The sequence below is a fragment of the Cryptosporangium arvum DSM 44712 genome (assembly GCF_000585375.1).
Classification (GTDB): domain Bacteria; phylum Actinomycetota; class Actinomycetes; order Mycobacteriales; family Cryptosporangiaceae; genus Cryptosporangium; species Cryptosporangium arvum.
The window spans coordinates 1,331,188-1,342,722 of record NZ_KK073874.1 but is presented as its reverse complement, the minus strand read 5'-3'; the positions used below and the strand labels follow the sequence as shown (position 1 = coordinate 1,342,722).

At 72.6% G+C, this 11,535-nt stretch carries 12 protein-coding genes; 9 read left to right on the top strand and 3 right to left on the bottom strand.

The window, feature by feature from the left end; all coding sequences use genetic code 11:
- Nucleotides 1-36 precede the first annotated feature (36 nt).
- The 8 genes from CRYAR_RS06175 to CRYAR_RS06140 all read left to right on the top strand — a co-directional run bounded on the left by CRYAR_RS06175 (nt 37) and on the right by CRYAR_RS06140 (nt 6,674).
- Nucleotides 37-339 carry an urease subunit gamma gene (locus CRYAR_RS06175; RefSeq protein ID WP_035848995.1) on the top strand — a complete coding sequence of 101 codons (303 nt, stop codon included), beginning with the start codon at nt 37-39 and terminating at the stop codon, nt 337-339.
- Nucleotides 336-662: an urease subunit beta gene (locus CRYAR_RS06170; RefSeq protein ID WP_035848993.1), complete on the top strand. Its 327-nt coding sequence runs from the start codon at nt 336-338 to the stop codon at nt 660-662. Before CRYAR_RS06175 ends, CRYAR_RS06170 begins: the two co-directional genes overlap by 4 nt.
- Before the next feature lie 25 nt (nt 663-687).
- A complete protein-coding gene (locus tag CRYAR_RS06165) occupies nt 688-2,409 on the top strand; it encodes an urease subunit alpha (protein WP_035848991.1) in 1,722 nt (573 codons plus the stop codon).
- Nucleotides 2,409-3,107: an urease accessory protein UreF gene (locus tag CRYAR_RS06160; RefSeq protein ID WP_035848989.1), complete on the top strand. Its 699-nt coding sequence runs from the start codon at nt 2,409-2,411 to the stop codon at nt 3,105-3,107. The genes CRYAR_RS06165 and CRYAR_RS06160 overlap by 1 nt, the downstream gene beginning before the upstream one ends.
- A gap of 46 nt (nt 3,108-3,153) precedes the next feature.
- A complete protein-coding gene (gene ureG, locus CRYAR_RS06155) occupies nt 3,154-3,816 on the top strand; it encodes an urease accessory protein UreG (protein ID WP_051571938.1) in 663 nt (220 codons plus the stop codon).
- Nucleotides 3,806-4,558, top strand: a complete 753-nt coding sequence (locus CRYAR_RS06150) for an urease accessory protein UreD (protein WP_084700148.1) — start codon at nt 3,806-3,808, stop codon at nt 4,556-4,558. Before ureG ends, CRYAR_RS06150 begins: the two co-directional genes overlap by 11 nt.
- 11 nt (nt 4,559-4,569) lie before the next feature.
- Entirely contained in the window at nt 4,570-5,169 is a 600-nt protein-coding gene (locus tag CRYAR_RS50100; RefSeq protein WP_051569818.1) for a TetR/AcrR family transcriptional regulator, read from the top strand.
- A gap of 77 nt (nt 5,170-5,246) precedes the next feature.
- A complete protein-coding gene (locus tag CRYAR_RS06140; RefSeq protein WP_051569817.1) occupies nt 5,247-6,674 on the top strand; it encodes a DHA2 family efflux MFS transporter permease subunit in 1,428 nt (475 codons plus the stop codon).
- Here CRYAR_RS06140 and CRYAR_RS06135 read toward each other — a convergent pair.
- Nucleotides 6,663-7,331, bottom strand: coding sequence for an ArsR/SmtB family transcription factor (locus CRYAR_RS06135; protein ID WP_051569816.1), 669 nt, complete (start codon nt 7,329-7,331; stop codon nt 6,663-6,665). The two genes, CRYAR_RS06140 and CRYAR_RS06135, sit on opposite strands and share 12 nt — an antisense overlap.
- A 74-nt stretch (nt 7,332-7,405) precedes the next feature.
- Between CRYAR_RS06135 and CRYAR_RS06130 the strand changes: the two genes are divergently transcribed.
- Nucleotides 7,406-8,602 (top strand): MFS transporter, encoded by a 1,197-nt coding sequence (locus tag CRYAR_RS06130; RefSeq protein WP_051569815.1) that lies wholly within the window; start codon nt 7,406-7,408, stop codon nt 8,600-8,602.
- On the opposite strand, the gene CRYAR_RS06125 is transcribed toward CRYAR_RS06130, so the two are convergent.
- Nucleotides 8,581-9,114, bottom strand: coding sequence for an MOSC domain-containing protein (locus tag CRYAR_RS06125; protein WP_035860931.1), 534 nt, complete (start codon nt 9,112-9,114; stop codon nt 8,581-8,583). The genes CRYAR_RS06130 and CRYAR_RS06125 overlap by 22 nt on opposite strands.
- A gap of 1 nt (nt 9,115) precedes the next feature.
- On the bottom strand, nt 9,116-11,296 hold the full coding sequence (locus CRYAR_RS06120) for a serine/threonine-protein kinase (RefSeq protein WP_051569814.1): 2,181 nt from the start codon (nt 11,294-11,296) through the stop codon (nt 9,116-9,118).
- Between the last annotated feature and the right edge of the window lie 239 nt (nt 11,297-11,535).

The following is an 11,535-nucleotide window of genomic DNA, read 5'->3' as shown; positions in this document are numbered from 1 at the left end:
CCGGGCGGACTGGCGCCCGAGGATGAGGACGACGCTGTGCACCTGACCCCGCACGAGCAGGAGCGCCTGCTCATCTCCTACGCGGCCGACCTGGCGCAGCGCCGCCGTCAACGCGGCCTCCGCCTGAACCACCCCGAAGCGGTCGCGGTGATCACCTCGTTCCTGCTCGAGGCGGCCCGGGACGGGCGCACGGTGTCCGACCTGATGGAAGCCGGGCGGCACGTGCTCGGCCGGGACGACGTCATGGACGGCGTCCCCGAGATGATCGAGGAGGTGCAGGTGGAAGCGACTTTCCCGGACGGGACCAAGCTGGTCACGGTCCACCACCCCATCCCGTGACGCCCGGCGAGATCATCGTCGCCGCCGACGCGGTGCCGCTGCTCGAAGGCCGCGAACGGCGCAGCCTCGAGGTCACGAACACCGCCGACCGTCCGATCCAGGTCGGTAGCCACTACCACTTCGCGGCCGTGAACACCGGCCTGAGCTTCGACCGACGCGCGGCCTGGGGTTACCGGCTCGCGATCCCGTCGGGCACCGCGGTGCGGTTCGAGCCGGGCGTCGTCCGTGAGGTCGACCTGGTCGCGATCGTCGGCACCCGCGACATCCCCGGCCTACGCCCGGAATTCGCCGGCCTCCTCGACGAACGCGGCCCCGAAGCATGAACACGAACGAGCCGGGAGTCGCCGCGTGACCGACAGCATCGACCGGAGCCGCTACGCCCTCCTCTACGGCCCCACCACCGGTGACCGCGTCCGACTCGCCGACACCGCACTGCTCGTCGAGGTCGAACAGGACCTGTCCCGCGGTCCCTCGGCGGGCGAGGAGGTCGTGTTCGGCGGCGGCAAGACGATCCGCGAGTCGATGGGCCAGTCCCGCGCCACCCGCGCGGACGGCGCCCCCGACCTGGTGATCACCGGCGCGCTGATCCTCGACCACTGGGGCGTCGTCAAGGCCGACATCGGGGTACGGGACGGCCGGATCGTCGGCATCGGCAAGGCCGGTAACCCCGACACCCAGGACGGTGTCGACGAGAATCTGGTGATCGGTCCGTCCACCGAGATCCTGGCCGGCAACGGCAAGATCCTCACCGCCGGCGGCATCGACAGCCACGTCCACCTCATCGCGCCCCAGCAGATCGAGGAGGCGCTCGGCTCCGGCATCACCACCTGGATCGGCGGCGGCACCGGTCCGGCCGAGGGCACCAAAGCCACCACCGTCACCGCGAGCGCCTGGTACCTGGCCCGGATGCTCGAGGCGCTCGACGACTACCCGATCAACGTCGCGCTGCTCGGCAAGGGCAACACGATGTCGGCCGAGTCCATGGTGGAGCAACTGAAGGCCGGCGCGTCCGGCTTCAAGCTCCACGAGGACTGGGGCTCGACGCCGTCCGCGATCGACGCCTGCCTGCGGGTCTGCGACGAGTACGGCGTCCAGGCCGCGCTGCACACCGACACCCTGAACGAGGCCGGCTTCGTCGAGGACACGCTGGCCGCGATCGCCGGCCGGGGCATCCACACGTACCACACCGAGGGTGCCGGGGGTGGCCACGCGCCCGACATCATCACGGTCGCGAGCCACCCCAACGTCCTGCCGTCCTCCACCAACCCCACCCGGCCGCACACCGTCAACACGCTCGACGAACACCTCGACATGCTGATGGTCTGCCACCACCTGAACCCGGCCGTCCCGGAGGACCTCGCGTTCGCCGAGAGCCGGATCCGGCCGTCGACGATGGCGGCCGAGGACGTGCTGCACGACCTGGGCGCGATCTCGATGATCGGGTCGGACAGCCAGGCGATGGGGCGCGTCGGCGAGGTCGTGCTGCGCACCTGGCAGACCGCGCACGCGATGAAGGTGCGCCGGGGCGCGTTGCCCGGCGACGGCGCCGCCGACAACGCCCGCGCGAAGAGGTACGTCGCGAAGTACACGATCGTCCCGGCGATCGCTCACGGGCTGGAGGCCGAGGTCGGCTCGGTCGAGGTCGGGAAGCTCGCGGACCTCGTGCTGTGGGATCCGAAGTTCTTCGGGGTCCGGCCGCACGTCGTCGTGAAGGGTGGGGTGATCGCGTGGGCGCAGATGGGCGACGCGAACGCGTCGATCCCGACGCCGCAGCCGATCTTCCCCCGGCCGATGTGGGGTGCGCGGCCGACCGTCGCCAGCGCCACGAGCGTGCATTTTGTCGCGCCGGTGGCGCTCGAGGACGGTCTGGCGGACCGGCTCGCCGTGCGCCGCCGGCTGGCCGCCGTCGCCGACGTCCGACGCCGGGGCAAGGCCGACCTGCCGCTGAACGACGCCACGCCGGAGATCCGCGTCAACCCCGACACGTTCGCGGTGTACGTGAACGGTGAGCTGATCGAGGAGGCTCCGGCGGCGGAGTTGCCGATGGCCCAGCGCTACTTCTTGTTCTGATGCGCCAGGCTCTCCTGCTCCTCGCGGATTCCCGGTTGCCGGCCGGGGCGCACGCCCACAGCGGTGGGATCGCTCCGGCCGTCGACGCCGGGCTGGTCGAGCACGACCTCGCCCTGGTCGCGGATTTCCTGCGCGGCCGCCTGCACACCGCGGGCCTGCTGGCCGCCGCGATCGCCGCCCGCTCCTGCCACCTGGCCACCGCCTACTCCCCCGCCGGCGCGGCGTCCGGAACGGGCTCGACCGGAGCGTGGGCCGAGCTCGACGGTGAGGTCGACGCGCGGACACCCGCGCCGGAGCAGCGGAAGGTGTCCCGCGCTCAGGGCCGGGCGCTGTTGCGGGTGGCCCGCCGCGCGTTCCCGCACCCGGGGTACGACGCCCTGGGCACCCATCCCCACCACCCGATCGCGCTCGGGGTCGCCGTCCACGCGGCCGGCGGCACCCCGGAGGAGGCCGCGTCGGTCGCGGTGGCTTCGGCGATCAGCGGCCCGGCGTCCGCAGCCGTGCGGTTGCTGGGTCTGGACCCGCTGGCCCTGACCGCCGCCCACGCGGCCCTCGCCCCGATGGCCGACGCGGTGGTGGCCGACGCCGCCCGCTACGCCGACAAACCGTCGGACGCGCTCCCCGCGCCGTCCGCTCCCCTGTTGGACCTGCTCGCGCAGGCCCACGCTCGTTCGGAGGTGCGTCTCTTTGCTTCCTGATGCTCACGTCACGGCCCACGCCAACGGCGAACCGCACGACCACGACGTGTTCGAACAGCACGCGCCGCTCACCGGCGACCTGGCCCCCCGGACCGACAAGCGGGCCTTCCGCGTCGGCGTCGGCGGTCCGGTCGGCTCGGGCAAGACCGCGCTCGTCGCCGCGCTGTGCCGGACGCTCGGCCCGGAGATGCAGCTCGGCGTCGTCACCAACGACATCTACACGACCGAGGACGCGGACTTCCTGCGTCGCTCGGGCGTGCTCGCGCCCGAGCGCATCGCGGCGGTGGAGACCGGCTGCTGCCCGCACACCGCGGTGCGCGACGACATCGCCGCGAACCTCGACGCGGTCGAAGGACTCGAGGAGACGTTCGCGCCGCTGGAGCTCGTGCTGGTGGAGAGCGGCGGCGACAACCTGACGATGACGTTCAGCCGCGGTCTCGTCGACGTGCAGCTGTTCGTTCTGGACGTCTCCGGCGGCGACAAGGTGCCACGCAAGGGCGGGCCGGGGGTCACCGGCTCCGACCTGCTGGTGATCAACAAGACCGACCTGGCCCCGCTGGTGGGCGCCGACCTCGGCGTGATGGACAGGGACGCGGCCGCGGTGCGCCGGGGCAAGCCGGTGGTGTTCCAGTCGCTGCGCGAGGACCCGTCGGCCTCGACGGTCGCGGAGTGGATCCGTGACGCGCGCAAGGCCTGGCTTGAGGGCTAGTGCGCGTGCGGTCGTCGAACAGGTCGGCGACCGCACGGTCTTCCGCGAGTTGGCGTCGCAGCCGCCGATCGTGCTGCGGCGGACCGACCGGGGTCTCACGATGGTCACCGGCGCCGCGGGCCCGCTCGGCGGTGACCGGACCGATCTGACCGTCGTCGTCGGCGACGGCGCGTCGCTCACCGTGGGCTCGGCCGGAGCGTCGCTGGCGCTGCCCGGCGCCCACGGCGGTACGAGCTCCGCGTCGGTGTCGCTGCACGTCGGTTCCGGGGCTTCGCTGCACTGGGAGCCGCAGCCGCTCGTGGTCGCCCGCGGCGCCGACCACGTCGTGTCCCTGGACGTCACGCTCGCGGAGTCGGCCCGGCTCACGCTGGTCGAGACGCTGGTGCTCGGCCGGCACCAGGAGACGCCGGGGCGTCTGCGCACCCGCTGGCGCGTGCGGCGCGGCGGCCGGCCGCTGCTCGCCCAGGACCTGGACGTGGGCACCGGCGCCCCCGGTGGGTGGAACGGTCCCGCCGTACTGGGCGACGCGGTGGTCCAGGCGACCGCCCTCGCCGTCGTGCCTTCCGTTTCCCCGATCGACGCCGATCCGGTGACCACCGTGGGCGGGGTGCGGTGCGACGTCCTTACGCTGGCCGACCCGTCGGCCGTTCTGGTGGTGGCGATCGGGCCGGACACGGTGCGGGTGGGGCGCGCGCTCGACGCCGCTCTCTGGGGCCGCTTGACGAAGACCGGCTCGCAGTAAACACTTACTGCGTGGCCGACAGTCGAGAAGCGCTCCTCGCGGCCGCCGCCGAGGAGTTCGCCCAGTTCGGGTTGCACGGCGCCCGCATCCGGGCGATCGTCGCGAAGGCCGGCGTCAACGAGCGCATGATCTATCACCACTTCGGCAGCAAGGAAGGCCTGTACGGCGCGGTCATGGACGATCAGCGCCGGGCCGTCGCCCAGGCCTGGTGGCCGGCCCTGGAGAAGGCCCGCACGATGGAGCCCGTCGAGGGCATGCGGTTCGCCCTCCGCGCGTCCCTCGACCTCGCGATGAACCACCCCCACCGGTCGGCGCTGTTCCTCCAGGAGCAGCTCGCCGGCCACTTCGGCACCCTCCACCCCACGTCGGCGGCGCAGTTGCCCGCACCGCTGCGTGAGCTCTACGAACGCGGGCAGCAGGACGGCGCGTTCCGCGCCGACCTGCCGTTCGAGCTGGCCTACAGCACCGCGATCGGCTCGATCTTCGCGATGGGCGCCACCAGCGCACGGTCGTTCGAGCGGTTGGTGCCGATGATCCACCTCGACGAGGAGCGCGCCAAAGAGCTCGTCATCGACCAGTTCGTGCAGGGCATGACGCAACCGCGTCCGTGAACCGGGCAGTTCGTCGTGGTGCGCAGTAAATGTTTACCGCGCACCGCAGTAAATGTTTACCGCAGAGGAGGATCGGCATGGCCGTCACGGAGAAGACCGACCGGCTCAGCCCGGAGATACTCAAACTCGCCGGGGTCATCATGCTCGGCGCGATCATGATGCAGCTCGACGTCACGATGACGAACATCGCGACGAACACCCTGCTCGACGAGTTCGACACGACGCTCGCGACGATCCAGTGGATCAGCACCGGCGCGCTGCTGGCGATGGCGAGCGTGATCCCGATGGCCGGCTGGGCGCTGGAGCGCTTCGGCGCACGTCGGCTGTGGATGGTGACGCTCGCGGTGTTCCTGCTCGGCTCGGTGCTGTGCGGGTGCGCGTGGTCGGTGGAGAGCCTGATCGTGTTCCGGGTCGTACAGGGCCTGGGCGCGGGCATGATCCTGCCGCTCTCGCAGTCGATCCTCGCGATCGCGGCCGGCCCCGAACGGATGGGTCGCGTGATGGCCACGATCGGCATTCCCGCGCTGCTCGGACCGGTGCTGGGGCCGGTGATCGGCGGCGTGATCGTGACGAATCTGAGCTGGCGCTGGATCTTCTTCGTCAACGTGCCGGTCTGTCTGCTCGCGCTGGCGCTCTCCCCGCGCTTCCTGCCGACGGTGCGGGCCGGCGCTGCCCGCGTCGATCTCGACGTGGTGGGTCTGGTGTTGCTCTCCCCGGCCTTCGCGGCGATGATCTACGGCTTCGCCGAGGCCGGTCGCTCGGGCAGCTTCACGCACCTGTCGGTGGTCGGGCCCGTGCTGGTCGGAGTCGCGCTCCTGGCCGGGTTCGTGGTGCACTCGCTCCGGCTCGGCGGCCGGGCGCTCGTCGACGTCCGGCTGTTCCACTCGCGCTCCTTCGCGGCCGCGGCCGGTGTGATCACGCTGGCCAGCGGGGTCATGTTCGGTGCGCTCGGCCTGCTTCCGCTCTACCTACAGCAGGTCCGGGGCGAGGACGCGCTCCACACCGGACTGCTGCTCATCCCGATGGGGCTGGGGATGGGCCTGTCGCTGATGATCGCCGGCCGGTTGGCCGACCGGGTCGCCCCGGCACCGATGGTGCTGGCCGGGCTCGGCTTCGGGGCCGTCGCCGCGCTCACTTACACGCAGCTGACGGCCGACACGAGTTATCTGGTGGTCGGCCTGGCCCAGGTGGCCAGCGGCGCGGGGGTGGGGTCGGTGCTGGTACCGGTGATGACCGCGGCGATGCGCAGCCTGACACCGGACGCGATCCCGCGCGCGAGCGTCGCGGTGCGGATCTTCCAGCAGCTCGGCGGTTCGGTGGGGAGCGCGGTCCTGTTCGTGGTGCTGCAGCGGGCGATCGTGACCGGCGGGGCACCGTCGTCCGGGGCGCTGGCGTCGGCGTTCGGGGAGACGTTCTGGTGGGTGGCCGGGATCGCGCTCCTGGCGTTGATCCCCACCGGTTTCCTCCCCCGGAGTTCACGCCTTCCCGAGGCTTCACGCCAATAGGCGTTCCAGGGCGGGGTGCTCGATCAGGCTGCGGGGGGCCGGGCCGGGCAGGAGCAGGCCGCGACGCAGGAAGCTGCGGAGGATCTCGCCGCCGAGCGCCCCGCCGAGGTGCGGGCGCCCGGCGGTGGCGTCCAGGCAGCCCACCGCGAGCTTCCGGCGACCGACCGACGGATGCGGCACCTCGAGCCGGGCGAGGGTCGCGTCCAACCCGTCGCCGGCCGTGAGAACGGACTCGGCCTCCGGCCCGGGAATCAACGCCCGCTCCGCGACGAGCCGATCGAGCAGCACCACCCCCACCTCTCCGGCGAGGTGGTCGTAACACGTGCGGGCCCGCGCGAACGTCGACGGCCCGGCGCTCTTCAGCCGGTCGGTGCTCGTCGCCGGGGCGGAGCCGGCCAGGGCGTCGACGGCGGAGAGCAACGCCCGGACCGCGTCCGGGTCGGGCAGGTGGTACCGGGACGACCGTCCGATGCGGACCGGCTCGACCAGCCCGGCCGCACGCAGGATCGCCAGGTGGTTACCCAGCCGGGACGGCGTGACCCCGAGTCGCTCGGCCAGCGCCGCCTGCGCCGCTTCCCCGTCGTCGGCGAGGAGCCGCAGCACCTCGAACCGGATCGGTTCCCCGATCGCTCCGAGCACGTCCGCGCGGTCGACCACGGCACCCCTCCTTCCGGATCCAGGTTTGAGTCTGCCCGACAGCGATAATTCATGTTTCCATGAAACATGACCGCGTGAGTACTCGCCTACTCCTCGGCGCCGGCATCAACGGCGTCGGCGGCGGGCTCTGGTTCACGATCTGGGCGCTGTACCTCACCCGCGTCGTGGGCCTCTCCCCCGGCGAGCTCGGGGTGTCGCTCGCGGTGGCCGGCGTCGTCGGCATCGGGCTGTCGCTGCCGGGCGGCGCGATCGCCGACCGGGTCGGGGCCCGGCGGGTGTCGCTGACGATCAACCTGGTGCGCGCCGTCGCCTGCCTCGCGTTCCTCCGGGTCGACGGCATGCTCGCGCTCACCCTCGTCGCCGCGGTGTTCAACGGCGCCCAGGTGGTGGGGTCCGGGGTCAGCAACGCGCTGATCACCGGCCTGTTCACCGGCGACGGGCGGGTCCGGATGCTGGCCCGGTCGCGGGCCGCCGTGCACGCCGGGAACACCGTGGGTGCCGGCCTGGGCGCGGTGGTCCTCGCGGTCGACCGGCCGTGGGCGTACGTCGCGGCGATCGTCGGCAACGCGGCGACGTTCGTCGTCAACGCGGCTCTGTTGTCCGGCGTGCCGGAGACGACGAGGGGGCGGCAGCTCAGTCGCTGGGCGGGGTTGCGCGGCACCGCGATCCGCGACCGTCGGTATCTCGCGGCGATGGTTCCGATCACCGCGTTGACCGCCTGCTGGGCCGTGCAGTCGGTCGGCATTCCACTGTGGGTGGTCTCGTCGACCGAGGCGCCGGCGGCGGTCGCGGCGACCACCGTGATCGTGAGTTCGCTCCTGATCGCGGCCCTGCAGAGCGCGGTGAGCGCCCGGATCACGACGATCCGGCGGGGCGCGAGGGCCGCGACGCTCAGCGGCGTGGTGCTGGGTGCGAGCTGCCTGGTGTTCGTTCCGGCCGCATGGGTGCCGGCCGGGTGGGCGGTGGTGATCGTCCTGGTGGGCGGCCTGCTCCACGTCGCCGGTGAGTTGCTGTTCATGTCCGGGCAGTGGGGCGTGTCGGTGGGGCTGATGCGCGAGGAGTGCCGCGGCGAGTACCAGGGCCTCAACGCGACGATGACCGGCGCCGTGCAGGAGTTCTCCCCGGCCGCGGTAGCCGCGCTGGTGGGTGGCCTCGGCGCCGAGGGCTGGCTGGTCCTGACCGGGTTCTTCGTGTTCTGCGCGGCTCCGATCGTGCCGCTGGCTTCGCGGGCCGAACGGCTCCGGCTCGGTCAGACGCGCTCCAACGCCTGATGCGGAGGCGGCGGCATGGTCACCGCGACGGCGTCTCCGGGGCGAACCACTCCCCCGGCCGTGACCACGCCCATCACTCCGGCCCTACGGACGATCGAACCGCGCTCGTCCTTGGTGAGCACCTGCTTGAGCAACCCGGAGCGGTACCCGTCGATCTGGCGGCACGGGTTGCGCAACCCGGTGATCTCGATCGTCGCGTCCGCGCCCAGCCGCAGCACGGCGCCGGTCGGCAGCGCGAGCAGGTCGATCCCGCGGGTCAGCACGTTCTCGCCGAGCCCGCCGGGAGCGAGGTCGAAGTCGGCGAGCTCGTCGATCAGCTCGCTCTGGATCAGGTGGACCTGCCGCAGGTTCGGCTGGGTCGGGTCGACCGCGACCCGGGACCGGTGCTGGACGGTGACGCCCGCGTGCGCGTCACCCTCGACGCCCAGACCGGCGAGCAGCACGATCTCGTCGACGGGCCGCTTGCTGAAGTGGTGCTCGGAGTCCTTGCTGACGGAGATGACGACGCTCACCTCACCACGGTAGACGAGTGAGCTCACCGGACGGGCTCCGTCGGTAGAGACGGTGGACGCGGTCGCCGGACGTGTTCTTCTGCTCGGCGACGAGATAGACCGTGCCGTTCGGGGTCACGGCCAACGAGATCGTCGGCAGCGCCGCCACCGGGCGGACGAAGCCCGACGGATCGACCAGGCGGGCGTCGGTGCCACCGAGGAACACGGTGCCGTCGGCGGTGGCGGCGAGCGTGTAGACGCTCGAGAGTCCGCCGGCCGTGGCCTGGACGTTGTTCCGGAACGGACCATCGCTGCCGTCGCCCGCGTACGTCCGGATGAAGCCGGACCCCACCCGGACCTCCCGGATCCGGCGATTGCCCTGGTCGGCGACGTAGAGACGGTCGCCGGACGGGTTGAGCGCGACCGCGGTCGGCGCCTTGAGCAGTGCCCAGCTGGCGTAGAGGCCGTCGCCGCCGAAACCGGCCTGGCCGGTGCCGACGTAGGCCTCGACCGTGCCGTCGGGCTGCACCCGGCAGATCCGGTTGCGCTGCTGTTCGGCGACCCAGAGGACACCCTGGGAGCTCACCGCGATCGAGAACGGTTGGGTGAGCCGGACCTGGCTCGCGTGCAGCCGGCTGTTCAGAGCGCGTGTTCCGCCGCCCACCACCGTGCTGATCCGGCCGTCCACTGTGACCTTGCGGATCCGGCGGTTGCCGATGTCGGCGATGTAGAGGTTGCCGTTGCCGTCGACGGCGAGAGGCCCGGGTTCGCTGAGCTCGGCGTCGACGGCCCGGCCGCCGTCGCCGGAGAAACCGTCGCGCCCGCTGCCGGCCACGACGGTGCCGCCCGAGCCGCTGACCCGGCCCGAGTCGAAGCGGCGGACCTGGCTGCGGGCCGGATCGGAGACGTAGAGGGTGCGTCCGGACGCGACGACGCCGGCCGGGCCGGGCACGACGGTCGGACCGGTGTCGAAGGTGCTGACGCCGAGGCCGACGACGATCGCGGCGAGGACGGCGCCGAGCAGTGCGGTGGCGATGGCCAGGGGGCGGGCGCGTCGGGTCGGACGGCGCAGGAGCCAGGCCGGGGCCGGCGTGATGACGAGGGCGCCGGAGGTCGGTGCGGCCGGGGCCCGCGCGGCCAGTTCCTCGGTGACGGAGTCCGGACCGGGGTCCGGGGCCCGGCCCGGGGGCGGACGGGTGGCGGCGGGCCTCTTCCCGGTCGACGGTGCACTGGGGAGGACCTCGTCGAGGCGGGTGGGCGGCAACCCCCACGGCCAGTCCGGCAGCCGCCGACCGACCGTGGTCTCGAACGACCGGACCGCCTTGGTCGCCCGCGCCGCGTCACGCACCTCTTCGTCCACCCGGACCGGGAGCCCTGCCCGCGCGAGCCAGTCCCCGCCGAACGACTCCGCCGCCGCCGACGCCAGATCGAGCGCGTACGAGCGCGCGGTGGGCTGCCGGTCGTCGATGTCCTTGGCCAGCCCGCGCAGCACCACCCCCGCCACCCGGTCGGCGACGTCCGGCATCGGCGGGGGGCGTCTGCTCAGGTGCGCGAGCAGCATCGCGGGCGGCGGCAGGTCGACCGCGAACACCGGCCGGCCGGTCAGCAGCCGGTACAGCACGACGCTCAGCGAGTACAGGTCCGTGCCCGGCCCGAGCCGCCCGAGCGCCGCCTGCTCGGGCGCCATGTACACCGGCGACCCGACGAACGAACTCGACGCCGCCGTCGTCCCCTCGATGATCTTCGCGATGCCGAAGTCGGTCACCTTCACCGTGCCGTCGCCGGCGAACAGCAGGTTGTCGGGCTTGACGTCGCGATGCAGCACCCGGCGGCGGTGGGCGGCCTCGAGCGCGTCGGCGACCGCGAGCCCCAGCGCACACGCGTACTCCGGCCGGACCCGGTCGAGGGCCAGGCCGCCGCCGCTCAACCGCTCCATCACCAGCAGGAACAGCCCGCTGTGCTCCACGTAGTCGTGCAACCGGACGACGTGCGGATGGTCCAGCTCGGACAACACGCGCGCCTCGGCCCGGAACCGGCTCTCCTCGACCGGGTCACCGGGCCGCCCGAGCACCTTGATCGCGACGTCCCGATCCAGCTGCCGGTGACGCGCCGCGATCACCAGGCCGAACGCGCCACGACCGAGTTCGGCGCCCAGCTCGTAGCCGGGCAGTGCCTCCTCGATGCGCGCGCGATCGACGATCATCCACGTCGTCCGTTCCGGGTCGACGATTCGCTTCGTAGGCAATTTTCCGGGCTCGTCGCGGGAATCCACAACGCGCGCCACGTCTCAACCGGGCAACGGACGTTCTCAACCGGGCGTCGTGCCCGGGCGACGAGTGGCCTACGGCGGGCCGCGGAAGCCGGGGTGTACGCCGGGGGCGAGCCCGCGGATCTCGGCCGCCGGAGATGGCAGCGTCGCTGTCCCGCCTGCGCGACAACACC